At 60.7% G+C, this 21,302-nt stretch carries 35 protein-coding genes; 2 read left to right on the forward strand and 33 right to left on the reverse strand.

What is annotated here, in order from left to right:
* Positions 1-64: 64 nt before the first annotated feature.
* A complete protein-coding gene (locus tag W930_RS0103845; RefSeq protein ID WP_023872497.1) occupies positions 65-721 on the reverse strand; it encodes a cytochrome c in 657 nt (218 codons plus the stop codon).
* Between the two features lie 298 nt (positions 722-1,019).
* Here W930_RS0103845 and yihA point away from each other — a divergent pair, with 298 nt between their 5' ends.
* Complete coding sequence (yihA, locus tag W930_RS0103850) at positions 1,020-1,688, forward strand: ribosome biogenesis GTP-binding protein YihA/YsxC (protein ID WP_023593842.1); 669 nt, start codon at positions 1,020-1,022, stop codon at positions 1,686-1,688.
* A 509-nt stretch (positions 1,689-2,197) separates the two neighbouring features.
* Entirely contained in the window at positions 2,198-3,196 is a 999-nt protein-coding gene (gene hemB, locus W930_RS0103855) for a porphobilinogen synthase (protein ID WP_023593841.1), read from the forward strand.
* Positions 3,197-3,316: 120 nt separating this feature from the next.
* Here the strand turns inward: hemB and dsbD are convergent, their stop codons facing one another.
* The 32 genes from dsbD to W930_RS0104015 all read right to left on the reverse strand — a co-directional run.
* A complete protein-coding gene (gene dsbD, locus W930_RS0103860) occupies positions 3,317-5,341 on the reverse strand; it encodes a protein-disulfide reductase DsbD (protein ID WP_235195485.1) in 2,025 nt (674 codons plus the stop codon).
* On the reverse strand, positions 5,334-5,666 hold the full coding sequence (gene cutA / locus W930_RS0103865; protein WP_023872499.1) for a divalent-cation tolerance protein CutA: 333 nt from the start codon (positions 5,664-5,666) through the stop codon (positions 5,334-5,336). The genes dsbD and cutA overlap by 8 nt, the downstream gene beginning before the upstream one ends.
* Positions 5,667-5,859: 193 nt before the next feature.
* Positions 5,860-6,252 (reverse strand): 50S ribosomal protein L17, encoded by a 393-nt coding sequence (gene rplQ, locus W930_RS0103870; protein ID WP_023593838.1) that lies wholly within the window; start codon positions 6,250-6,252, stop codon positions 5,860-5,862.
* A 155-nt stretch (positions 6,253-6,407) separates the two neighbouring features.
* Complete coding sequence (gene rpoA / locus W930_RS0103875) at positions 6,408-7,385, reverse strand: DNA-directed RNA polymerase subunit alpha (protein WP_023593837.1); 978 nt, start codon at positions 7,383-7,385, stop codon at positions 6,408-6,410.
* Between the two features lie 105 nt (positions 7,386-7,490).
* Positions 7,491-8,114 (reverse strand): 30S ribosomal protein S4, encoded by a 624-nt coding sequence (gene rpsD, locus W930_RS0103880; protein ID WP_023593836.1) that lies wholly within the window; start codon positions 8,112-8,114, stop codon positions 7,491-7,493.
* A 152-nt stretch (positions 8,115-8,266) separates the two neighbouring features.
* The gene (rpsK, locus tag W930_RS0103885; protein ID WP_010804113.1) at positions 8,267-8,671 is read right to left on the reverse strand and encodes a 30S ribosomal protein S11; all 405 of its coding nucleotides are present in this window, start codon (positions 8,669-8,671) and stop codon (positions 8,267-8,269) included.
* Between the two features lie 17 nt (positions 8,672-8,688).
* The gene (gene rpsM, locus W930_RS0103890) at positions 8,689-9,054 is read right to left on the reverse strand and encodes a 30S ribosomal protein S13 (RefSeq protein WP_023593835.1); all 366 of its coding nucleotides are present in this window, start codon (positions 9,052-9,054) and stop codon (positions 8,689-8,691) included.
* A 35-nt stretch (positions 9,055-9,089) separates the two neighbouring features.
* Positions 9,090-9,206 (reverse strand): 50S ribosomal protein L36, encoded by a 117-nt coding sequence (gene rpmJ / locus W930_RS29455; RefSeq protein ID WP_010804115.1) that lies wholly within the window; start codon positions 9,204-9,206, stop codon positions 9,090-9,092.
* Between the two features lie 19 nt (positions 9,207-9,225).
* The gene (gene infA, locus W930_RS0103900; RefSeq protein WP_010804116.1) at positions 9,226-9,444 is read right to left on the reverse strand and encodes a translation initiation factor IF-1; all 219 of its coding nucleotides are present in this window, start codon (positions 9,442-9,444) and stop codon (positions 9,226-9,228) included.
* Positions 9,445-9,453: 9 nt separating this feature from the next.
* Positions 9,454-10,791 carry a preprotein translocase subunit SecY gene (secY, locus tag W930_RS0103905; RefSeq protein ID WP_023593834.1) on the reverse strand — a complete coding sequence of 446 codons (1,338 nt, stop codon included), beginning with the start codon at positions 10,789-10,791 and terminating at the stop codon, positions 9,454-9,456.
* Between the two features lie 23 nt (positions 10,792-10,814).
* Complete coding sequence (rplO, locus tag W930_RS0103910) at positions 10,815-11,249, reverse strand: 50S ribosomal protein L15 (protein WP_023593833.1); 435 nt, start codon at positions 11,247-11,249, stop codon at positions 10,815-10,817.
* Positions 11,250-11,260: 11 nt separating this feature from the next.
* Entirely contained in the window at positions 11,261-11,443 is a 183-nt protein-coding gene (gene rpmD / locus W930_RS0103915; protein WP_023593832.1) for a 50S ribosomal protein L30, read from the reverse strand.
* 11 nt (positions 11,444-11,454) lie between these two features.
* The gene (gene rpsE / locus W930_RS0103920; protein ID WP_010804120.1) at positions 11,455-11,973 is read right to left on the reverse strand and encodes a 30S ribosomal protein S5; all 519 of its coding nucleotides are present in this window, start codon (positions 11,971-11,973) and stop codon (positions 11,455-11,457) included.
* Between the two features lie 13 nt (positions 11,974-11,986).
* Positions 11,987-12,352, reverse strand: a complete 366-nt coding sequence (gene rplR, locus W930_RS0103925) for a 50S ribosomal protein L18 (protein WP_010804121.1) — start codon at positions 12,350-12,352, stop codon at positions 11,987-11,989.
* 11 nt (positions 12,353-12,363) lie between these two features.
* Positions 12,364-12,897: a 50S ribosomal protein L6 gene (gene rplF, locus W930_RS0103930; RefSeq protein WP_023593831.1), complete on the reverse strand. Its 534-nt coding sequence runs from the start codon at positions 12,895-12,897 to the stop codon at positions 12,364-12,366.
* A 15-nt stretch (positions 12,898-12,912) separates the two neighbouring features.
* On the reverse strand, positions 12,913-13,308 hold the full coding sequence (gene rpsH / locus W930_RS0103935) for a 30S ribosomal protein S8 (protein WP_010804123.1): 396 nt from the start codon (positions 13,306-13,308) through the stop codon (positions 12,913-12,915).
* Positions 13,309-13,321: 13 nt separating this feature from the next.
* Positions 13,322-13,627, reverse strand: coding sequence for a 30S ribosomal protein S14 (gene rpsN / locus W930_RS0103940; RefSeq protein WP_023593830.1), 306 nt, complete (start codon positions 13,625-13,627; stop codon positions 13,322-13,324).
* 7 nt (positions 13,628-13,634) lie between these two features.
* Positions 13,635-14,174, reverse strand: a complete 540-nt coding sequence (rplE, locus tag W930_RS0103945; RefSeq protein ID WP_023593829.1) for a 50S ribosomal protein L5 — start codon at positions 14,172-14,174, stop codon at positions 13,635-13,637.
* 19 nt (positions 14,175-14,193) lie between these two features.
* On the reverse strand, positions 14,194-14,502 hold the full coding sequence (rplX, locus tag W930_RS0103950) for a 50S ribosomal protein L24 (RefSeq protein WP_023593828.1): 309 nt from the start codon (positions 14,500-14,502) through the stop codon (positions 14,194-14,196).
* 11 nt (positions 14,503-14,513) lie between these two features.
* Positions 14,514-14,882, reverse strand: coding sequence for a 50S ribosomal protein L14 (gene rplN / locus W930_RS0103955; protein ID WP_010804127.1), 369 nt, complete (start codon positions 14,880-14,882; stop codon positions 14,514-14,516).
* A 265-nt stretch (positions 14,883-15,147) separates the two neighbouring features.
* The gene (rpsQ, locus tag W930_RS0103960) at positions 15,148-15,420 is read right to left on the reverse strand and encodes a 30S ribosomal protein S17 (RefSeq protein ID WP_010804128.1); all 273 of its coding nucleotides are present in this window, start codon (positions 15,418-15,420) and stop codon (positions 15,148-15,150) included.
* Complete coding sequence (gene rpmC / locus W930_RS0103965; protein WP_010804129.1) at positions 15,417-15,611, reverse strand: 50S ribosomal protein L29; 195 nt, start codon at positions 15,609-15,611, stop codon at positions 15,417-15,419. Before rpmC ends, rpsQ begins: the two co-directional genes overlap by 4 nt.
* A 14-nt stretch (positions 15,612-15,625) precedes the next feature.
* Complete coding sequence (gene rplP / locus W930_RS0103970) at positions 15,626-16,042, reverse strand: 50S ribosomal protein L16 (RefSeq protein ID WP_010804130.1); 417 nt, start codon at positions 16,040-16,042, stop codon at positions 15,626-15,628.
* 2 nt (positions 16,043-16,044) lie between these two features.
* Entirely contained in the window at positions 16,045-16,848 is an 804-nt protein-coding gene (gene rpsC, locus W930_RS0103975; protein ID WP_023593827.1) for a 30S ribosomal protein S3, read from the reverse strand.
* Between the two features lie 9 nt (positions 16,849-16,857).
* Entirely contained in the window at positions 16,858-17,187 is a 330-nt protein-coding gene (gene rplV / locus W930_RS0103980) for a 50S ribosomal protein L22 (protein ID WP_023593826.1), read from the reverse strand.
* Positions 17,188-17,197: 10 nt separating this feature from the next.
* Entirely contained in the window at positions 17,198-17,473 is a 276-nt protein-coding gene (rpsS, locus tag W930_RS0103985; RefSeq protein ID WP_010804133.1) for a 30S ribosomal protein S19, read from the reverse strand.
* 13 nt (positions 17,474-17,486) lie between these two features.
* The gene (gene rplB / locus W930_RS0103990) at positions 17,487-18,317 is read right to left on the reverse strand and encodes a 50S ribosomal protein L2 (protein ID WP_023593825.1); all 831 of its coding nucleotides are present in this window, start codon (positions 18,315-18,317) and stop codon (positions 17,487-17,489) included.
* Between the two features lie 2 nt (positions 18,318-18,319).
* Complete coding sequence (gene rplW, locus W930_RS0103995) at positions 18,320-18,634, reverse strand: 50S ribosomal protein L23 (protein ID WP_010804135.1); 315 nt, start codon at positions 18,632-18,634, stop codon at positions 18,320-18,322.
* Positions 18,631-19,251 carry a 50S ribosomal protein L4 gene (gene rplD / locus W930_RS0104000; RefSeq protein ID WP_010804136.1) on the reverse strand — a complete coding sequence of 207 codons (621 nt, stop codon included), beginning with the start codon at positions 19,249-19,251 and terminating at the stop codon, positions 18,631-18,633. Before rplD ends, rplW begins: the two co-directional genes overlap by 4 nt.
* 2 nt (positions 19,252-19,253) lie before the next feature.
* Entirely contained in the window at positions 19,254-19,910 is a 657-nt protein-coding gene (rplC, locus tag W930_RS0104005; RefSeq protein WP_023593824.1) for a 50S ribosomal protein L3, read from the reverse strand.
* A gap of 205 nt (positions 19,911-20,115) precedes the next feature.
* Positions 20,116-20,427, reverse strand: a complete 312-nt coding sequence (gene rpsJ / locus W930_RS0104010) for a 30S ribosomal protein S10 (protein ID WP_010804138.1) — start codon at positions 20,425-20,427, stop codon at positions 20,116-20,118.
* A gap of 119 nt (positions 20,428-20,546) precedes the next feature.
* Positions 20,547-21,302 (reverse strand): EF-Tu/IF-2/RF-3 family GTPase (locus tag W930_RS0104015; protein WP_028730797.1); only part of this gene is annotated, 756 nt, incomplete at its 5' end.

Below are 21,302 nucleotides of genomic sequence, written 5' to 3' on the forward strand. Positions count from 1 at the left end.
GGTTTCGTTATAAGTCAGCGAATATACCCTGACGTTCACATGGTGTCAGGGCAGCGCACGCCGATCAGTGCAAACCAGCGATGTAATCCGCGACCGCCTTGATTTCATTGTCCGACAGGCGCGAGCTCACATCGTGCATCGGCACGTTGTTGGCGCGGGCGCCGCTGCGGAACGCCACGAGTTGGGCGGCGGTGTATTCCGCCCATTGGCCGGACAAGCGCGGGTACTGCGCGGGCATGCCGGCGCCGGTCGGGCCGTGGCAGGAAGCGCACGCGGGCACGCCCTTGTCGGCGATGCCGCCGCGGTAAATCTTCTGGCCGAGCGCCACCGTGTCCTTGTCGCGGGCCGCGCCGGGCTTCGGGGTCTGCGAAGCGAAGTAGGCCGCCACGTTGCGCATGTCCTGATCGGAGAGTGCCGCAACCATGCCGGCCATGATCGGATTATTGCGCGCGGCAGTCTTGCCGGGCTGTGCCTTGAAATCGTGAAGTTGCTTGTCCAGGTATTCGGCGTGCTGCCCGGCGAGCTTCGGATACGCGCCGCCAGTGCTGTTGCCGTCCGCCGCATGACAGGCGGCGCAGACCTGGGTGGCGATTGCCTGTCCGCGGTTCAGGTCCGGCTTGGCGGGCGCCTGAGGGTCGGCGGCTTGTGCGGCGCCGCTCAGAAGAAAGCATGCCAGCGCCAACGGTGTTGCAGCGAGAGACTTCCACACTCCTCGGTTCATTCGCACACCTTATATCTGTTTTGTCGGGAAATCGGTCGTTCGAACTCACCGTCCGACGCCATGTTTCTCCTCCAACCTCACGGCGCGCGAGACGTTCGGGCAGCCCTTGGCAAGGCCAAGGTTAACTTTCATATTGTACAATAAAGACTTTCCCCGGCTTTAGGGGATTTCCATGTAGAAGGCCGCAGAATGGGGCTTCCCGGCCTCTCGCCGGTGAGCGACTCGATTCGCCGTCCTGCGTGCCTGCGCCCGCGTTGCAGCCCGGTTTCGGTGGCTGCGGCGCTCCCCGGTTTCCGCCATGTCCCTACTTCATCAAGCCCGCTTCTTCACGACCGTCAATCATCTGCGCGACCTGCCACCCACGGCCGTGCCCGAGGTCGCCTTCGCGGGCCGCTCGAACGCGGGCAAGTCCAGCGCGCTGAACATCCTGTGCAATCAGAAGCGCCTGGCGTTCTCGAGCAAGACGCCGGGTCGTACGCAACACATCAACTATTTCGAGATCGCCCACCTGGAGCATCTCTACGGCTATCTCGTCGACCTGCCCGGCTACGGCTACGCCGAAGTGGGTGGCGGCGTGAAAGTGCACTGGCAACAACTGCTCGGCGACTATCTGGTGCAACGTCCTCAGTTGCGCGGCCTCGTGCTCGTCATGGACTCGCGCCGACCGTTTACCGACCTCGATTGCGAGCTGATCGACTGGTTCCTCCCGACCGGACGCCCCATTCACGCGCTGCTGACCAAGGCCGACAAGCTCACGCGTCAGGAGGCGACGGTCGTGTTGCGCGATACGCAAAAGCGCTTCGCCGCCTTGCCGCGTACCGATGGCCTGCCGTCGGACGATCCCGATACGCCGCCACAGTTCACTGCGCAGCTGTTCTCGTCGCTCAAGCGCACCGGCGTCGACGCCGCCCAACGCGTGCTTGAGGATTGGCTGGCCATTCCGGCGCGCGACGGCGCCAGGAAATAAGCCCGGCGCGCTCGCGCTCCGCCCCCGTAAGGTAGACGGCCCGGCATGCAGCCAGGCGCGACAAATCGTCGCGGCTGGCCCAGGTGAGGCGTCTAGGTCTTGCGGGAAATTCGGGGGATGTGGCAAACGGATCGCGCCCCCTCGGCCGAACGGATGAGGCGCGCGCCCCTCGGTCGGCATGCCCGGCCGCCGGGCATGCAGGCGTAAGATTCGCGCGCACATAAAAAAACCGCCGTGTAGGCACGGCGGGTTTAAATAAGCCTAATCGTAGAACGACAGGCGCCCGCTCAGGGAGGAGAAGCGGGGGACGCCACACGCAGTGCGGACATCCGGTTGGTATGATATACCATGCGTTCGAAAGTTTCCCGGCAAGCGCCTTTTTTTGCGCGCCTTCCCGCTGACGAAATCGTTGAGCCCGCCGCAACGACACTGCGTCGTCGAGACACGTCGACACGACCGATTTCCGGAAATTTTCGACGCACCATTCTTTCGTCCAAAGGACCGATCGCATGAGTTCCTACCCCTTGCTTCGCCCGCGCCGCATGCGACGCGACGACTTCTCGCGCCGGCTGATGCGCGAAAACCGCCTAACCTGCGACGACCTCATCTATCCAGTGTTCGTGCTCGACGGCGAGAACCGCCGCGAGGCGGTCGACTCCATGCCCGGCGTCGAACGCGTCTCGGTCGATGAGCTGCTGCGCGTAGCCGATACGTGCGTGACGCTCGGCGTGCCGGTCATTTCGCTCTTTCCGAATGTCGACGCCTCGCTCAAGACGCCCGACGGCATCGAAGCCACGAATCCCGACGGCCTGATTCCGCGCGCCGTGCGCGAGCTCAAGCGACACTTCCCGGACCTGGGCGTGCTGACCGACGTCGCGTTGGACCCGTACACCAGCCACGGTCAGGACGGCGTACTCGACGAAAACGGGTATGTGATCAACGATGTGACGACAGGCATTCTCGTCAAGCAGGCGCTCACGCAGGCCGAGGCCGGCGTGGACATCGTGGCACCGTCCGACATGATGGACGGACGCATCGGTGCCATTCGCGAAGCGCTCGAAGCCGGCGGGCACATTCACACGCGGATCATGGCCTATGCGGCGAAGTACGCCTCGGCCTTCTACGGCCCGTTCCGCGACGCCGTGGGTTCGGCATCGAACCTCGGCAAGGGCAACAAGATGACCTACCAGATGGACCCCGCCAACTCCGACGAAGCGTTGCGCGAGGTTGCGCTCGATATCGAGGAAGGCGCGGACATGGTGATGGTCAAGCCCGGCATGCCATACCTCGACATCGTCCGTCGCGTGAAGGACGAGTTCCGATTCCCCACCTACGCCTATCAGGTGAGCGGCGAGTACGCGATGCTCAAGGCCGCCGCACAGAACGGTTGGCTCGACCACGACAAGGTAATGATGGAGTCACTGCTCGCGTTCAAGCGCGCTGGCGCCGACGGCATCCTGACGTACTTCGCGCTCGACGCAGCACGCTTGATCCGCGCGCAGGCGTAAGGCCCGCTGCGGGTGACGCGTCAAAAAAACGGCCAGCCCAGGTGAGGGTTGGCCGTTCTCTCCTTTAGCCTGCCGCAACTTGCGGCACCTGCCAGCATCCGCCTGACCGCGCGCCGCGTCTCAGACCGCAGGGCCGAACGCCCTGTCCAGGCTCTTCAGAAATTGATCGGCAGACTGCGCGCCAATCACGCGCGTTCCGTCGATTTCGGCACCCTTTCCGTCGAAGAAGATGATGCCCGGCGGTCCGAACAACCCGAAGCGCTTGAGCAGCGCCTGATCGTCGGCGTTATTGGCGGTCACGTCGGCCTGGATCAGCACAACGCGATCGAGCCGGGCCTTCACCCGCGGATCCGTGAAGACAAAACGCTCCATCTCCTTGCAACTGATACACCAGTCGGCGTAGAAGTCGAACATGACCGGACGTCCGGCAGCCGAGACGACCTGGTCCAGCTCGGCGAGGCTGCGCACACGACGAAACTCGACACCTTCCGCCAGCGGCGCCCCCGTGTTCCCGTTGCCAGCGGCTGCGCTCGTGAATCCGGCAAGCGGCGTCAGCGGGTCTCGAGCGCCCGAGGCAGCGCCCACGAGCGCGACCGCCCCCATCAAGGCGATCACCACGCCCAGCCCCTTGAGCAGACGCCGCGCGGCGCCGGCACCATCCGGCAGGCCGTCGAAAACGTGCATGAACGTGGCCGCGACCAACAGCAGGATACCGGCAGCGAGCAACAGCACCGGCGTCGGCAGCAGCGGGCGGACGATCCAGAGCGCGACGCCGAGCAACAGGAAGCCGAAGAAGCGCTTCACCCCATCCATCCATGCACCCGCGCGCGGCAGCAGCGCGCCGCCGCCGCCAGCCAGGATGACGAGTGGTAACCCCATGCCCAGCGACAGCGCGAAGAGCGTCGCTCCACCGAACACGGCGTCGCCCGTCTTCGCGATGAAAGCCAGCGCGGCGGCCAGCGGTGCCGTCACGCACGGGCTCACGATGAGCCCCGACAGCACACCCATCGTCGCGGCGCCGATCCACTGTCCCGACTGCTGCCTGCGGGCGGCGTCGTCGATGCGCTCACGCAGCGCCGTCGGCAACTGGATCTCGTACATCCCGAACATCGACAGCGACAGGCCCACCATCAACAGCGCGAACAGTGCCAGGACCCAGGGGGCCTGAAGGAACGCGATCAGTCCTTGCCCCAACAGCCCGGCAGCGATGCCGATGACCGTATTGACCACCGCCATGCCTAGTACATAGGCAATGGCCAGTCGCACGGCTTTACCACGGCTGGCTTCCTGCCCGGCAACGATCGACAGGAGAATCGGCACCATCGGCAGCACGCACGGCGTAAACGCCAGCCCTACCCCCAACAGAAAGAAAATGCCGAGTGCCAGTGCGAAGCTTCCCCCGGACAGGATGCGTTCGGCCTCGCTGTAGTCCTCACGGGCCGACAACCATCCGCCGGAAGTCGCCGCGGCCGGCGTCTGCGGCGCCGCGATCGCGATCGGCGAATTGTCCGACATCCGGGGATTCCCACCGAGCAACGCCTGCGATACCGGCCCCATTCCCGACGTGCCGCCGCCCGGACCATCCGAGGTCTGTACGCCGCCCTGCCCTCCGGGTGTACCGCGAACGGCGGAAGCCGAGATCTTCAGCGGCTTGTCCATGGGCGGGTAACACAAGCCCTTGTCAGCACACCCCTGCATGGTGACGTTCAACGTGAACGGGCCATTGGCCTGGCTCACCGGGATCCGAACGTCGATGGGCTCGTGATAAACCTCCATGTCCTTGCCGAAGGTCTCGTCGTGCTTGACCTCGCCCTTCGGAAATTCGGGGGCTCCCAGCGTCACGCCAGGCGCGTCCGCGGCGAAGGCAAACCGCTCGCGGTAGAGGTAATATCCCTTCGCCACGTCGAACCGCAGCACGATCACGCCGGGTTGCTCTGTCTTCGAAACCTTGAAGGCAACATCCGGATCGAGAAAGTCGTCGGCGGCATGGACCCGCCCGGCCAGCAATGCCAGCAGCAGCGCGAATATGAACACCCCGAACCGCCAGACAGGTAGCGCTCGGCCATGCATCGACGCACGCGCACCTCTGGCGTCGCGCCGAACACGACTGAACCCCGCGGCGAACCCCGACGAAACCTCAGACATGCAACTCTCCCCGCGTCTCGCTCTCCACCCAACGTGCATATGCCGGTAATGCCGCGCTGGCGGGCCAGGCGACGATCTCGGGTACGTCGTAAGGGTGGTGTTCCTTGATGTATTGCTCAAGCGCACTGTAGCGCGCGGCAGTCGTTTTGATCATCAGTGGCACCTCTACGCTCGTCTCGCGCTTGCCTTGCCAGCGATAGCTCGAACGCACCGGCGCCATTTGCTGCACGCAGGCGGCCAATCGTGCGGCAAGCATGCCGTCGACGGCAGCTTCCGCGCTGGCCTCGTCGGGAAACGTCGTCAAGACGATGAGTAGGGCATCCATGATGTGCGATAGACAGCTCAAGCGTGAGGATTGTTCACTGTACACCGACGCCATGAAGCGTGCGCAATCTCCCATTGTTTTCAGGCAGCGGACGATCCCGGCTTCGGACAACACCTCAAAGCAAAAAAGCCAGGTCGACGACCTGGCTTCTTATTACGGCTGACAGTCCTGAACGGACCGTTGCGGGAACCGCTTACTCAGCGACTTCCGGCGCTTCCGTGTCGACTTCCGGACGATCCAGCAGTTCGACGAAAGCCATCGGTGCGTTGTCACCCACGCGGAAACCCATCTTCAGGATACGCAGGTAGCCGCCCGGACGGTTGGCAAAACGCGGGCCGAGTTCGTTGAACAGCTTCGTGACCATTTCGCGATCGCGCAGGCGGTTGAACGCCAGACGACGGTTGGCAACCGTGTCCTTCTTGCCGAGGGTGATGAGGGGCTCGACGACCTTACGCAGTTCCTTGGCCTTCGGCAGCGTGGTCTTGATCGCTTCGTGTTGCAGCAGCGAGTTCGACATGTTACGCAGCATTGCCAGACGGTGGCTGCTGGTACGGTTCAGTTTACGCAGACCATGACGGTGACGCATTTCAACTTTCCTTTAAACAGAGTTTTCGACCAAGCTCTTCTATCGGTGACAACCACCGCGGGCCGGTACCTTCGCTATCGGCCGTATCGGAATCTTCCGACGCGCCGCACTTACGTAGCAACACGGCCGCCCAGGGGCGGCCATGTCGATACAACTTACTTCTCGAGACCGGCCGGCGGCCAGTTTTCGAGCTTCATGCCCAGCGTGAGACCACGCGAGGCAAGGACTTCCTTGATTTCGTTGAGCGACTTGCGACCCAGGTTCGGGGTCTTGAGCAATTCGTTCTCGGTACGCTGGATCAGGTCGCCGATGTAGTAGATGTTTTCGGCCTTCAGGCAGTTGGCCGAACGCACCGTCAGCTCGAGATCGTCCACCGGACGCAGCAGGATCGGATCGATCTGCGGCGCACGCGACGGCGCTTCGCTGGCGGCTTCCGTGCCTTCCAGCGCAGCGAACACCGACAGTTGATCCACCAGAATGCGGGCCGATTGACGGATCGCTTCTTCCGGCGACACCACACCGTTGGTCTCGATGTTCATCACAAGCTTGTCCAGGTCCGTGCGCTGTTCCACACGGGCCGACTCGACCGCATAGCTCACACGCTTGACCGGCGAGAACGACGCATCGAGAACGATGCGGCCGATCACCTTGGCCGACTCGTCGCCATAACGACGAACGTTACCCGGGACATAACCACGACCCTTCTCGATCTTGATCTGAACGTCGAGCTTGCCGCCCTTGGCCAGATGCGCGATCACGTGATCGGGGTTGATGAGTTCCACATCATGCGGCACTTCGATATCCGAAGCGCGCACCACACCTTCACCATCCTTGCGCAGCGTAACGGTGACTTCGTCACGGTTATGCAGCTTGAACACAACACCCTTGAGGTTCAGCAGGAAGTTGACGACATCTTCCTCGACACCATCCATGGTGGAATACTCGTGCACAACGCCGGCGATCGTCACTTCGGTCGGCGCGTAGCCCACCATCGACGACAACAGCACGCGGCGAAGCGCATTGCCCAAGGTGTGGCCATAGCCACGTTCGAACGGCTCCATCACGACTTTGGCGTGATGCTCGCCGACCGGCTCAACCGCAATGATCTTGGGCTTCAACAAACTGGTTTGCATAGGTTTCCTTTTCAATACCCTCGGCTCGTTACACCGATAAGGCTGATGGGTGACAACCTGCACGGAACGCAAAACGCGCCGTGAGGCGCGTCAGCATCATACGGATTAACGCGAATACAATTCGACGATCAGGCTTTCGTTGATGTCGCCCGCGATATCGCTACGTTCCGGCAGTGCCTTGAAAGTGCCTTCCATCTTCTTGGCGTCAACCGAAACCCAGATCGGGAAACCGACTTGCTCAGCCAGCGACAGTGCTTCTTGAATACGCACTTGCTTCTTGGCCTTTTCACGCACGGTGATCACATCACCGGCCTTGACCTTGATCGACGGGATGTTGGCAACAACACCATTCAGCACGATCGCCTTGTGGCCGACCAGCTGGCGCGCTTCGGCGCGCGTCGAGCCAAAGCCCATGCGGTACACGACGTTGTCCAGGCGCGACTCGAGCAATTGCAGCAGGTTTTCACCCGTGTTGCCCTTGACGCGGTCGGCTTCCGCGAAATAACGACGGAACTGACGCTCAAGCACGCCGTAGATACGCTTGACCTTCTGCTTTTCGCGCAGTTGGTTGCCGTAGTCCGACGTGCGAGCACCCGAGGTGCGGCCATGCTGACCCGGCTTGCTATCCAGCTTGCACTTGTCGGCGAGCGAGCGACGTGCGCTCTTCAGGAAGAGGTCAGTACCTTCACGGCGGGAGAGTTTGGCCTTCGGGCCGATATAACGTGCCACGGTTGTTCCTTTTTCTCAAAATCTGACGCAGCGGACTTTGCCCACTACGCAAGTCCGGTACCAATGTACCGGACGGTGGTCTTAGAAATTGCTACGCGCACGGCCTTGACCGTGCGCGAACCCGCGATTATAGCAGGATTTTCTGAAGCGTCTTAGATACGACGACGCTTCGGCGGGCGGCAGCCGTTGTGCGGGACCGGCGTCACGTCCGAGATGGCCGTGATCTTGATACCCAGCGCATTCAATGCACGAACCGCCGATTCGCGACCCGGGCCCGGGCCCTTGATGCGAACTTCGAGGTTCTTCACACCGTATTCCAGTGCCACGCGACCAGCCGACTCGGCAGCAACCTGGGCAGCGAACGGGGTCGACTTGCGCGAACCCTTGAAGCCCTGGCCACCCGACGTCGCCCATGCCAGCGCATTGCCCTGACGATCGGTGATCGTGATGATGGTGTTGTTGAACGAAGCGTGGACGTGCACGACGCCTTCGGCAACGCTCTTCTTGACCTTCTTGCGAACGCGCTGCGAAGCGGCGTTGTTCTGTTGCTTAGCCATGAGTTCCTATCCTCTGGTTACTTCTTCAGCGAGACGCCGGCCTTACGCGGGCCCTTGCGGGTACGCGCATTGGTACGGGTGCGCTGACCGCGAAGCGGCAAGCCCTTGCGGTGACGCATACCACGATAGCAGCCCAGGTCCATCAGGCGCTTGATGCTCATGGTCACTTCACGGCGCAGGTCGCCTTCGACCGTCAGTTGGCCGACTTGGTCACGCAGCTTTTCGAGATCGGCGTCGTCGAGGTCCTTGACCTTCTTCGAGTAAGCCACGCCGGCGGCGTCGCAAATCTGGCGAGCGCGCGTACGGCCGATACCGTAAATAGCCGTCAGGCCGATTGCGGTGTGCTGGTGGTTCGGGATGTTAACCCCTGCGATACGAGCCATTCGTAATTCCCCAACTAAATAGCGTTAAAGGCCGATTAGCCCTGACGTTGCTTGTGACGCGGATCCGAACTGCAGATCACACGCAGCACGCCTTTGCGCTTCACAAACTTGCAATTGCGGCAGATGCACTTAACAGATGCCAAAACTTTCATGACAATTCCCTCTCTCTAATCACTTCGCCCGGAAGACGATCCGCGCACGCGACAGATCGTAGGGCGTCAACTCTACCGTCACCTTATCCCCGGGCAGAATGCGGATGTAATGCATCCGCATCTTGCCGGAAATATGTCCGAGTACTACATGGCCATTTTCCAGCTTTACCCGGAAGGTGGCATTGGGGAGGTTTTCAAGGACCTCACCCTGCATTTGAATAACGTCGTCTTTCGACATGATCCCGGATCAGCGAAGCGTCATGTTATTGCCGCCCTTGAAATTCGCCTTGCGGAGCAGCGACTCATACTGTTGCGACATCACATACGACTGCACTTGCGCCATGAAGTCCATCGTCACCACCACGATAATCAGCAGTGAGGTCCCACCGAAGTAGAACGGGACATTCCAACGCAACACCAGAAACTCAGGCAGCAAACACACCAGGGTGACGTATGCCGCGCCGGCCAGCGTAAGGCGCGTCAGGATCTTGTCGATATACCGCGCCGTCTGGTCGCCCGGACGAATACCCGGAACGAACGCGCCGCTCTTCTTCAGGTTATCGGCGGTCTCCTTGCTGTTGAACACCAGAGCGGTGTAGAAGAAGCAGAAGAACACGATCGCCAGTGCGTAGAGCATCACGTAGATCGGCTGACCCGGCGACAACTTTGCCGCGATGTCCTTGAGCCAGCGCGCGTTGTCACCCGCACCGAACCAATTCGCGATCGTTGCCGGGAACAGGATGATCGACGACGCGAAAATCGGCGGAATCACGCCTGCCATGTTCAGCTTGAGCGGCAGGTGCGAAGCCTGACCACCGTACACCTTGTTGCCGACCTGACGCTTGGCGTAGTTCACAAGGATCTTGCGCTGACCACGTTCGACGAACACGACGAAGAACGTCACGAGCACCACGAGCGCACAGATCACGATCGCCGAGAACGGGCCGATCGAACCGGTGCTGACGAGCTCGAACAAACCACCCACTGCGTTCGGCAAACCGGCCGCGATACCACCAAAGATGATGATCGAGATACCGTTACCGAGCCCGCGTTCGGTGATTTGCTCACCCAGCCACATCAGGAACATCGTGCCGGTCACGAGCGTGATCACCGTCGTCAGGCGGAACAGCATGCCCGGATCGACGACGAGCCCCGGCTCGCTTTCCAACGTCACCGCGATCGCCGCTGCCTGGAAGAGCGCGAGCACCACCGTGAAATACCGGGTGTACTGCGTGATCTTGCGCTGTCCGGCCTGGCCTTCCTTACGCAATGCTTCCAACTGCGGCGAGACCATCGCCAGCAGCTGCATGATGATCGACGCCGAGATGTACGGCATGATCCCGAGTGCGAAGATCGTGAAACGCGACAACGCACCGCCCGAGAACATGTTGAACATGCCCAGGATCCCGCCCGACTGGCGCTGGAACAACTGCGCCAGCTGATCGGGGTCGATGCCCGGCACCGGGATATGCGCACCAATACGGTAGACAATCAGCGCCAGCAGCAGGAAAACCAGCCGCCGACGCAGATCCGCATACTTCGGGCCCTGCGTACCAGGCTTAGCGAGATTAGGAGACTTGGCCAATGCTGGCTCCGGGGTGTCCTAACTTACTCTGCGACCGAACCGCCGGCCGCTTGAATGGCAGTGAGCGCACCTTTGGTGACGCCCAGACCCTTCACAACGACCTTGCGGGTGATCTCGCCGGAGGCGATGATCTTGGCCGACAGCGACAGCTCGCTCACCAGACCGGCCTGCTTCAGAACGAGCAGATCGATTTCATCGACCGGCAGGTTGTTCAGGTCCGACAGGCGAACTTCGCCCACGAAACGACGCGTCAGCGACTTGAAGCCACGCTTCGGCAGACGACGTTGCAGCGGCATTTGACCGCCTTCGAAGCCCACCTTGTGGAAGCCGCCCGAACGCGACTTCTGACCCTTGTGACCACGGCCGGCGGTTTTACCCAGACCCGAACCGATGCCACGGCCAACGCGGCGCTTGGCGTGCTTGGCGCCTTCTGCCGGCTTAATCGAATTCAATTCCATGTTGCCCTCGCTCAGTCGACGATCTTCACAAGGTACGAGACCTTGTTGATCATGCCCCGCACAGCGGGCGTATCCTGCAACTCGCTGACCGAATTGAGGCGACGCAGGCCCAGACCCTTCACGGTCGCGCGATGGTCTTCGCGCGTGCCGATCAGGCTCTTGACCAGCTTAACTTTCACAGTTTGCTGCGACATATTGATCACCCTTAGCCGAGGATCTCTTCCACCGACTTGCCACGCTTGGCGGCGATGTCAGCAGGAGTCGATTGTTTCTTCAGGCCGTCGAGCGTGGCGCGGACCAGGTTGTACGGGTTCGTCGAGCCAAGGCTCTTCGTCACCACGTTGGTCACGCCCATCACCTCGAACACCGCGCGCATCGGACCACCGGCGATCACGCCGGTACCGTCCTTCGCCGGCGACATCAGGACGCGCGAGGCGCCATGCTGGCCGAGAACGTTGTGTTGCAGGGTGCCGTTCTTCAGGGGCACCTTGAACATGTTGCGGCGGGCTTGTTCCATTGCCTTTTGAACGGCAACCGGGACTTCCTTCGCCTTGCCCTTGCCCATGCCGATGCGGCCATCGCCGTCACCAACCACGGTCAACGCGGCAAAACCGAGAATACGGCCACCCTTCACAACCTTCGTGACACGGTTGACCGCGATCATCTTCTCGCGAAGGCCGTCGTCGCGTTCGTCAGCCTGAACTTTCGCTTGCATCTTTGCCATGACGGATCCTTACTTAGAACTTGAGGCCGGCTTCACGGGCAGCGTCGGCGAGAGCCTTGACGCGACCGTGATAGCGGAAGCCCGAGCGGTCGAAAGCCACGCTTTCGATGCCGGCAGCCTTCGCCTTCTCGGCGATACGACGGCCGATCAGCGCGGCAGCAGCAGCGTTGCCACCCTTGCCTTCCTTGTCGCCCAGTTCCTTGCGCACTTCGGCTTCCAGCGTCGAAGCGCTGGCGAGCACTTGCGTGCCGTCTTCCGAAAAAACTTGCGCGTAAATGTGCACGTTGGTGCGATGCACGGAAAGGCGATGCACCTTCTGAGCTGCCAGCTTGATACGAGTCTGGCGAGCGCGGCGCACACGAGATTGTTTCTTGTCCATGTTTCGCACCCTTACTTCTTCTTGGTTTCCTTGAGGATCACCACCTCGTCCGCATAGCGGACGCCCTTACCCTTGTAGGGCTCGGGCGGACGGTAACCGCGAACTTCCGCAGCCACTTGTCCGATGCGTTGCTTATCAACGCCCTTGATGATGATCTCCGTCTGCGTCGGGGTCTCTGCCTTCACGCCTTCCGGCATGGCATGCACGACATCGTGCGAGAAACCCAGCTCGAGCTTCAGGTTGTTACCCTCAGCCTTGGCACGGTAACCCACGCCAACGAGTTGCAGCTTCTTTTCGAAACCCTTGCTCACACCGGTCACCATATTGTTGACCAGTGCACGTTCGGTACCGTACAGCGCATTCGCTTCGCGGCTTTCGTCGGCCGGGGCGAAGGTGATGGTGCCGTCTTCGATCTTGACGTTCACGAGGGCGTTCACGCCGCGGGTCAGCGAACCCAGGGCACCCTTGACCGTCAGCACATTGCCAGCCAGCGTTGCTTCAACGCCCTTCGGCAGCGCAATGGGACTCTTACCTACTCGAGACATTTCAACTCTCCTCGGTTAGGCGACGTAGCAGATGACTTCGCCGCCCACGCCGGTGGCGCGTGCCTTGCGATCGGTCATCACGCCCTTCGGGGTCGAGACGATTGCAACGCCGAGGCCGTTCATGACCTGCGGAATGTCGTTGCGGCTCTTGTACACACGCAGACCCGGACGCGACACACGCTCGAGGCGCTCGATCACGGGACGGCCAGCGTAGTACTTCAGTGCAATGTTCAGCACCGGCTTGGTTTCTTCTGCTTCAACCGCGAAGTCTTCGATGTAGCCTTCGTCCTTGAGGACCTTGGCGATCGAGACCTTCAGCTTGGACGAGGGCATCTTCACCGATGCCTTCTCAACCATCTGAGCGTTGCGGATGCGAGTCAGCATATCGGCGATAGGATCGCTCATGCTCATGGTGCTTCTCCTATTACCAGCTTGCTTTGGTCACGCCCGGGATTTCGCCACGGAAGGCGATTTCACGGATCTTGTTACGGGCCAGGCCGAATTTGCGGAAGGTACCGCGCGGACGGCCGGTCAGATCGCAACGATTGCGTTGACGGGTCGGGTTGGCGTTACGCGGCAGCTGTTGCAGCGCCAGGCGTGCTTCATAACGCTCGTCTTCCGACTTGCTGGTGTCTTCGATGATCGCTTTGAGGGCAGCACGCTTGTCAGCGTACTTCGCTGCCAGACGGGCGCGCTTCTTTTCGCGTTCGATAAGTGCCAGTTTAGCCACGATTACCTCAGTTACGGAACGGGAATTTGAACGCCGACAGAAGAGCCTTGGCTTCTTCGTCAGTCTTCGCGGTCGTGGTGATGCTGATGTTCAGACCACGCAGCGCGTCGATTTTGTCGTACTCGATTTCGGGGAAAATGATCTGCTCTTTCACACCGATGTTGTAGTTGCCACGACCATCGAACGCACGGCCCGAAATACCACGGAAGTCACGCACGCGCGGCAGGGCCACGGTGATGAAACGATCCAGGAATTCGAACATACGCTCACCACGCAGCGTCACCATCGTACCGATCGGATAACCCTCGCGGATCTTGAAACCGGCGATAGCCTTGCGAGCCTTCGTCACCACCGGCTTCTGGCCGGCGATCTTCGTCAGGTCGCCAACGGCGTGCTCAATGATCTTCTTGTCGGCGACGGCTTGACCAAGGCCCATGTTCAGGGTGATCTTGGTGATGCGCGGCACTTCCATGACAGACTTGTAACCGAACTGCTTCGTGAGCTCGGCGACAATCTTGTCCTTATAGAATTCTTGCAAACGGGCCATTATCTATACTCCCTGCGACTTAGGCACCGACGACCGCGCCGGTCGTCTTGAGGAAGCGGACCTTCTTGCCGTCTTCGACCTTGATGCCCACGCGCGACGGCTTGCCATTGGCATCCACCAGCGCCACGTTCGAAACGTGGATCGGCATCGTCTTGTCGACCACGCCACCTTGCGTGCCCTTCATCGGGTTCGGCTTGACGTGCTTCTTGGCAACGTTCACGCCCTCGACGACCAACTTGTCGCCATCAACGGCCAGGACCGTGCCACGCTTGGCCTTGTCCTTACCCGTCAGCACGATGACCTGGTCACCCTTGCGAATCTTGTTCATGTGTCGGCTCCTTACAGCACTTCCGGGGCCAGCGACACGATCTTCATGAAGCGTTCGGTACGCAGTTCACGCGTAACCGGCCCGAAGATACGGGTGCCGATCGGCTCGAGCTTGGTGTTGAGCAGCACGGCGGCGTTGCCGTCGAATTTGACCAGCGAGCCGTCCTGGCGACGCACGCCCTTGGCGGTGCGCACGACCACTGCGTTGTAGATTTCGCCCTTCTTGACGCGACCACGCGGGGCAGCATCCTTCACGCTGACCTTGATGATGTCGCCAATGCCGGCGTAGCGACGCTTGGAGCCGCCCAGCACCTTGATGCACATCACTTCGCGCGCACCGGTGTTGTCGGCTACTTCGAGCCGGGTTTCAGTTTGAATCATGGTGTTATCTTCCCAACTTAATCCGACACATACATGTCGGTCAGTCTTGGTCCCCGTCAGCACCAAAGGGTGCCGTTTGGGTTGAGTCGTTCAAAAGTGGACAACTTTGCTACCTCAACCAGACTCGCAGAGGATACGAATCGGCCTCGGAAGCCATCCACTTCCTTGCGAAACCAAAGACCGGTTTTGGCGAAAGAAGCGGAAAGTCCGGAATTATACAATGATAATTCCGGACTTGCAAGTCAAGCCTTCGCTTCAGCGTGCCTTAGATGATGCGGGCAGCTTCCACGAGACGGGAAACCGTCCAGGCCTTGGTCTTCGACAGCGGACGGGATTCTTGAATCTCGACCGTATCGCCTTCCTTGTACTGGTTGGTCTCGTCGTGCGCGTGGTACTTCTTCGAACGCACGATGTACTTGCCGTAGAGCGGGTGCTTCATTTGACGCTCGACCAGCACGGTAACCGTCTTGTCCATCTTGTCGCTGACAACCTTACCCACCAGGGTACGCTTCAGCGAGGTCTTAGCGGTATCGTTCATTTCTGGCTCGCCTTCTCAGTCAACACGGTACGCACACGCGCGATGTCCTTGCGCACCTTCTTCAGCTGGCTGGTGTTGCTCAGCTGTTGGGTGCCCGCTTGCATGCGAAGACCGAATTGGGCCTTCAACAGATCCGACAGTTCCTTGTTCAGGCCGTCGACATCCTTGGCACGAAGTTCGGATGCTTTCATTTCAAATTCTCCCTTCAGGCGCCAAGGCGACGCACGAAGAACGTCGTCTGAATCGGCAGCTTGGCTGCGGCCAGGCGGAACGCCTCGCGCGCCAGCGCTTCATCCACACCGTCCATTTCGTACAGCATCTTGCCCGGTTGAATCTCGGCGACGTAGTACTCCGGGTTACCCTTACCGTTACCCATACGCACTTCTGCCGGCTTTTGCGAGATCGGCTTGTCCGGGAAGATACGGATCCAGATACGGCCACCGCGCTTGATGTGGCGAGTCATGGCGCGACGCGCGGCTTCGATTTGACGAGCCGTCAGACGACCACGACCGACCGCCTTCAGGCCGAATTCGCCGAACGACACTTCGTTGCCACGGGTGGCGACGCCAGTGTTACGGCCCTTCTGCTCTTTGCGATACTTTCTGCGTTTCGGTTGCAGCATGATTATTCTCCAGTCTTGGCGTCGCCTTCAGGCTTGCCAGCCGGGCGGCGTGCACCACCGCGCTTCGCGCCGGCCTTGTCGCCAGCATCGTCACGACGGGGGCGGCGGTCGCCCGGACGCGCGTTGCGGCGCGGACGCTTTTCTTCCGCCGGCTCTTCAGCCACCGGAGCGTCGTTGCGGCCCAGCGTGTCACCCTTGTACACCCACACCTTGATACCGATGATGCCGTAGGTCGTCTTCGCTTCCGAGGTTGCGTAGTCGATGTCGGCGCGCAGGGTGTGCAGGGGCACACGGCCTTCGCGATACCACTCGGTACGGGCGATTTCGATGCCGTTCAGACGGCCGGCGCTCATGATCTTGATGCCCTGGGCACCCAGACGCATCGCGTTCTGCATCGCACGCTTCATTGCGCGACGGAACATGATACGGCGCTCGAGCTGCTGAGCGATCGAATCGGCGATCAGCTGCGCATCGGTTTCCGGCTTGCGGATTTCCTCGATGTTCACGTGCACGGGCACGCCCATGCGCTTCTGCAGCTCAGCCTTGAGGATTTCGATGTCCTCGCCCTTCTTGCCGATCACAACGCCCGGACGCGAGCTGAAAATCGTGATGCGGGCATTCTTGGCCGGACGTTCGATGACCACGCGGCCGACCGAAGCGTTCTTCAGCTTCTTCTTCAGATATTCGCGAACGCCGATGTCTTCCTTCAGCATTTGCGCGAAATTCTGGTTGTTGGCGTACCAACGCGAAGCCCAGTTACGGCTGACAGCCAGACGGAAGCCAGTCGGATGAATTTTCTGTCCCATCGTGACCCCTTAGTTGCCCAGCGTCACAGTGATGTGACAGGTTTGCTTCTCGATGCGGTTACCACGGCCCTTGGCGCGCGCGGTGAAACGCTTGAGCGAGGTCGCCTTGTCGACGTAAATGCCCTTGACGCGCAGTTCGTCGATGTCAGCACCTTCGTTGTGCTCGGCGTTGGCGATTGCCGACTCCAGCACCTTCTTGATGATGACCGCGGCCTTCTTCGGCGAGAAGGTCAGGACATTGAGCGCACGCTCCAGCGGCAGGCCGCGGATCTGGTCAGCGACCAGACGCGTCTTCTGCGCCGAGATACGGGCACCGCGATGAATTGCTTTCACTTCCATGATCGGCCCCTTATTTCTTCGCCTTCTTGTCGGCCGCATGGCCCTTGAAGGTACGGGTGAGCGCGAACTCACCCAGCTTGTGGCCGACCATGTTTTCCGTCACGTACACCGGCACGTGTTGACGGCCATTGTGCACAGCGATCGTCAGGCCGATGAAATCGGGCAGGACGGTCGAACGACGCGACCAGGTCTTGATCGGCTTCTTGTCACGCGATGCAGCTGCCGCTTCCACTTTCTTCAGCAGATGAGCGTCGCAAAACGGACCTTTTTTAACAGAACGAGTCATTTGCTAGCTCCAATTAACGCTTCTTGCCGCGACGCTGAACGATCATGCTGTCGGTGCGCTTGGTCGAGCGGGTACGCTTACCCTTGGTATGCTGACCCCACGGGCTGACCGGATGACGACCAGCAGCCGTACGACCTTCACCACCACCGTGCGGGTGATCCACCGGGTTCATCGCCACACCGCGAACGGTCGGGCGAATACCGCGCCAACGCTTCGCACCGGCCTTGCCCAGTTGGCGCAGGCTGTGCTCTTCGTTGCCGACTTCACCGATGGTGGCGCGGCACTCGATGTGCACGCGACGGACTTCACCCGAACGCAGACGCACTTGAGCGTACGTGCCTTCGCGAGCCAGCAGCATTGCGGACGTACCGGCAGCGCGCGCGATCTGCGCACCCTTGCCCGGTTGCAGTTCGATGCCGTGAATCGTCGTACCGACCGGAATGTTGCGGATCGGCAGCGTGTTGCCAGCCTTGATCGGCGCTTCCGAGCCGCTCACCACTTGCTGGCCGACGGTCATGCCCTTCGGTGCAAGAATGTAACGACGCTCGCCGTCGGCGTAGCACAACAGTGCGATGTTCGCGCTGCGGTTCGGATCGTATTCCAGGCGCTCGACCTTCGCCGTGATGCCGTCCTTGTTGCGACGGAAATCGACGATACGGTAGTGCTGCTTGTGACCGCCACCCATGTGACGGGTGGTGATGTGACCGTTGTTGTTACGGCCAGCGGTCTTGCTCTTGGTATCGAGCAGCGGGGCGAACGGCTTGCCCTTGTGCAGATCCTTGTTGACGACCTTGACCAGCGAACGGCGGCCCGGCGACGTCGGTTTCGTTTTGACGAGTGCCATGATTACTTGGCCTCCGCTTCAAAATTGATTTCCTGACCCGGCTTCAGGCTGACGTAGGCCTTCTTCTCGTGGTCGCGACGACCCATGAAGCGGCCAAAGCGCTTTTGCTTGCCCTTGCGGTTCAGGATCTGCACCGACTCGACTTCAACCTTGAAGAGAAGCTCAACCGCAGCCTTCACTTCTTGCTTGTTCGCGTCGCGTGCAACTTGGAACACCACTTGTTCATTCTTGTCAGCCACCAGCGTCGCCTTTTCGGAGATCACCGGCGCGAGCAGGACCTGGTACAGACGATGGTCGTTTTTACGCACGTCGCTCATGACAGCATCTCCTCAATCTTGGCGATCGCGCCCTTCGTCAGCAGCACCTTCTTGAAGTAGATGAGCGACAGCGGGTCGGCGAAACGCGGCTCGGTGACGGCAACGTGAGCCAGATTGCGCGAGGCCAGGAACAGGTTCTCGTCCACGCTATCCGTGATCAGCAGCACCGACTCAAGACCCATGGCCTTGATCTTTTCAGCGAGCAGTTTGGTCTTCGGAGCATCCAGCTTGATGTCCTCGACGACCGACAGACGACCTTCACGGGCGAGCTGCGACAGAATCGAGCACACACCGGCGCGGTACATCTTCTTGTTGACCTTGTGGGTGAAGTTCTCTTCCGGCGAATTCGGGAAGATACGGCCACCGCCGCGCCACAGCGGGCTCGACGACATACCGGCACGAGCACGGCCCGTACCCTTCTGACGCCACGGCTTCTTCGTCGTGTGCTTGACCTGTTCACGGTCTTTCTGCGCACGATTGCCGCTACGGGCGTTGGCTTGGTAAGCCACCACGACCTGATGGATCAGCGCTTCGTTGTAGTCACGGCCGAACACGACGTCCGACGCGTTGACAGCAGCGCCTTCCTGACCTTGCTCATTCAGGAGCTTCAGTTCCATTGTTACGCTCCCTTCGCGAGTTTGGCCTTGACAGCCGAGGTCACGAAAACCTTGCCTTCGTTGGCGCCAGGAATGGCACCCTTCACGAAGATCAGGCCACGTTCAGCGTCAATACGCGCGATCACGAGATTCTGCACCGTGGTCGTAACGTCACCCAGGTGACCCGTCATGCGCTTACCCGGGAACACACGACCCGGATCCTGCGCCATACCGATCGAACCCGGAACGTTGTGCGAACGCGAGTTACCGTGCGATGCGCGGCCCGAACCGAAGTTGTAACGCTTGATGGTACCGGCGTAGCCCTTACCGATCGACACGCCTTGCACGTCGACCTTCTGGCCCACCTGGAACAGATCGGTGCTCACAACGTCGCCCACCTTCAGCTCTGCAGCTTTGGCGGCGTCAACGCGGAACTCTTTGAGGATTTCACCGGCTTCGACACCCGCTTTCGCGAAGTGGCCAGCGGCGGCTTTGGTCACGCGCGTGGCGCGACGCTTACCGAAAGTGACTTGAACGGCGGTGTAGCCGTCCGTTTCATCCGTCTTGATTTGCGTCACACGGTTGTTAGACACGTCGATCACGGTAACGGGGATCGAATCACCGTCTTCCGTGAAAATACGCGTCATGCCAACCTTGCGACCGGCAAGGCCAAGGCTCATGATTTTCTCCATTCCCGACTGCGATTGGCCGGGGCTAAATGACAAAAGGATGGTCCACGGACGTGGGCCATCTTTTCAAAACTACACTTGAGCCCGACATTATAGACGAGCCTTTATCGCTTGACAAGTGTTGCTAAATCGCATAACAAAAGCCCCGCCGGTTCAGCATTGGCGGGGCTTTCAAGAGCAAAGTCGCTCGCAAGCCTTACTGCAGCTTGATTTCGACGTCGACGCCAGCCGGCAGGTCGAGCTTCATCAGCGCATCGACCGTCTTGTCGGTCGGATCGACGATGTCCATCAGGCGCTGGTGCGTGCGGATCTCGAGCTGGTCGCGCGACGTCTTGTTGACGTGCGGCGAACGCAGGATGTCGAAACGCTCGATGCGCGTCGGCAGGGGCACCGGGCCCTTGACGATGGCGCCGGTGCGCTTGGCGGTCTCAACGATTTCGGCGGCCGACTGGTCGATCAGGCGGTAGTCGAAAGCCTTCAGGCGAATGCGGATCTTCTGGTTCTGCATGGAAATTCTCCAAAGAGCGTGGCAGCCCTCGTTCGGGTGCCGGGTACATCACAAAGAGCAAACAGACATTTCTGAAACAGGCGCCGGCGAACCGGCGCCCGTTCCATCGAATCCGCGAATTAGTCGAGGATCTTGGCAACCACGCCGGCGCCGACGGTACGGCCACCTTCGCGGATTGCGAAACGCAGACCTTCGTCCATGGCGATCGGGGCGATCAGCTTGACTTCGATCGACACGTTGTCGCCCGGCATGACCATTTCCTTGTCGGCCGGCAGAACGATCGAGCCCGTCACGTCCGTGGTACGGAAGTAGAACTGCGGACGGTAGTTGTTGAAGAACGGGGTGTGACGACCACCTTCATCCTTCGACAGAACGTACACTTCGCCCGTGAAGTGCATGTGCGGCTTGATCGAGCCCGGCTTGGCCAGCACCTGACCACGCTGCACGTCTTCACGCTTCGTGCCGCGCAGCAGGATACCGACGTTGTCGCCGGCCTGACCCTGGTCGAGCAGCTTGCGGAACATTTCCACGCCCGTGCAGGTCGTCTTGTCGATTTGCGGCTTGCCGCCATCCATCTTGATACCGACGATTTCGATTTCTTCGCCGACCTTGATGATGCCCGACTCAACGCGACCGGTCACAACCGTGCCGCGGCCCGAGATCGAGAACACGTCTTCCACCGGCATCAGGAACGGCTTGTCGATGGCGCGCTCCGGCGTCGGGATGTACGTGTCGAGGGCGTCGGCCAGGTTCATGATGGCCACTTCGCCGAGTTCGCCCTTGTCGCCTTCCAGCGCCAGCTTGGCCGAACCCTTGATGATCGGCAGATCGTCGCCCGGGAAGTCGTACTTCGAAAGGAGTTCGCGAACTTCCAT

Origin of the sequence: Pandoraea sp. E26 (assembly GCF_000681415.1) — a bacterium.
Classification (GTDB): Bacteria; Pseudomonadota; Gammaproteobacteria; order Burkholderiales; family Burkholderiaceae; genus Pandoraea; species Pandoraea pnomenusa.

Coding starts and splice junctions, on each gene's coding strand:
- infA (WP_010804116.1), bottom strand. CDS start 9,444: ATGTCGAAAGACGACGTTATTCAAATGCAGGGTGAGGTCCTTGAAAAC.
- rpsJ (WP_010804138.1), bottom strand. CDS start 20,427: ATGCAGAACCAGAAGATCCGCATTCGCCTGAAGGCTTTCGACTACCGC.
- rplO (WP_023593833.1), bottom strand. CDS start 11,249: ATGGAATTGAATTCGATTAAGCCGGCAGAAGGCGCCAAGCACGCCAAG.
- rpsK (WP_010804113.1), bottom strand. CDS start 8,671: ATGGCTAAGCAACAGAACAACGCCGCTTCGCAGCGCGTTCGCAAGAAG.
- rpsC (WP_023593827.1), bottom strand. CDS start 16,848: ATGGGACAGAAAATTCATCCGACTGGCTTCCGTCTGGCTGTCAGCCGT.
- rplW (WP_010804135.1), bottom strand. CDS start 18,634: ATGAGCGACGTGCGTAAAAACGACCATCGTCTGTACCAGGTCCTGCTC.
- rplE (WP_023593829.1), bottom strand. CDS start 14,174: ATGGCCCGTTTGCAAGAATTCTATAAGGACAAGATTGTCGCCGAGCTC.
- rplR (WP_010804121.1), bottom strand. CDS start 12,352: ATGGACAAGAAACAATCTCGTGTGCGCCGCGCTCGCCAGACTCGTATC.
- rpsM (WP_023593835.1), bottom strand. CDS start 9,054: ATGGCTCGTATCGCAGGGGTTAACATCCCGAACCACCAGCACACCGCA.
- rpoA (WP_023593837.1), bottom strand. CDS start 7,385: ATGCAAACCAGTTTGTTGAAGCCCAAGATCATTGCGGTTGAGCCGGTC.
- rpmJ (WP_010804115.1), bottom strand. CDS start 9,206: ATGAAAGTTTTGGCATCTGTTAAGTGCATCTGCCGCAATTGCAAGTTT.
- cutA (WP_023872499.1), bottom strand. CDS start 5,666: ATGGATGCCCTACTCATCGTCTTGACGACGTTTCCCGACGAGGCCAGC.
- hemB (WP_023593841.1), top strand. CDS start 2,198: ATGAGTTCCTACCCCTTGCTTCGCCCGCGCCGCATGCGACGCGACGAC.
- rpsS (WP_010804133.1), bottom strand. CDS start 17,473: ATGACTCGTTCTGTTAAAAAAGGTCCGTTTTGCGACGCTCATCTGCTG.
- rpsH (WP_010804123.1), bottom strand. CDS start 13,308: ATGAGCATGAGCGATCCTATCGCCGATATGCTGACTCGCATCCGCAAC.
- rplV (WP_023593826.1), bottom strand. CDS start 17,187: ATGGAAGTGAAAGCAATTCATCGCGGTGCCCGTATCTCGGCGCAGAAG.
- rplN (WP_010804127.1), bottom strand. CDS start 14,882: ATGATTCAAACTGAAACCCGGCTCGAAGTAGCCGACAACACCGGTGCG.
- rplQ (WP_023593838.1), bottom strand. CDS start 6,252: ATGCGTCACCGTCATGGTCTGCGTAAACTGAACCGTACCAGCAGCCAC.
- rplB (WP_023593825.1), bottom strand. CDS start 18,317: ATGGCACTCGTCAAAACGAAACCGACGTCGCCGGGCCGCCGTTCGCTG.
- rplF (WP_023593831.1), bottom strand. CDS start 12,897: ATGTCTCGAGTAGGTAAGAGTCCCATTGCGCTGCCGAAGGGCGTTGAA.
- rpmC (WP_010804129.1), bottom strand. CDS start 15,611: ATGAAAGCATCCGAACTTCGTGCCAAGGATGTCGACGGCCTGAACAAG.
- rpsQ (WP_010804128.1), bottom strand. CDS start 15,420: ATGAACGATACCGCTAAGACCTCGCTGAAGCGTACCCTGGTGGGTAAG.
- W930_RS0103845 (WP_023872497.1), bottom strand. CDS start 721: ATGAACCGAGGAGTGTGGAAGTCTCTCGCTGCAACACCGTTGGCGCTG.
- rpsE (WP_010804120.1), bottom strand. CDS start 11,973: ATGGCAAAGATGCAAGCGAAAGTTCAGGCTGACGAACGCGACGACGGC.
- rplP (WP_010804130.1), bottom strand. CDS start 16,042: ATGCTGCAACCGAAACGCAGAAAGTATCGCAAAGAGCAGAAGGGCCGT.
- yihA (WP_023593842.1), top strand. CDS start 1,020: ATGTCCCTACTTCATCAAGCCCGCTTCTTCACGACCGTCAATCATCTG.
- rplX (WP_023593828.1), bottom strand. CDS start 14,502: ATGAACAAGATTCGCAAGGGTGACCAGGTCATCGTGCTGACGGGTAAG.
- rplC (WP_023593824.1), bottom strand. CDS start 19,910: ATGAGCCTTGGCCTTGCCGGTCGCAAGGTTGGCATGACGCGTATTTTC.
- dsbD (WP_235195485.1), bottom strand. CDS start 5,341: ATGTCTGAGGTTTCGTCGGGGTTCGCCGCGGGGTTCAGTCGTGTTCGG.
- rplD (WP_010804136.1), bottom strand. CDS start 19,251: ATGGAACTGAAGCTCCTGAATGAGCAAGGTCAGGAAGGCGCTGCTGTC.
- rpmD (WP_023593832.1), bottom strand. CDS start 11,443: ATGTCGCAGCAAACTGTGAAAGTTAAGCTGGTCAAGAGCCTGATCGGC.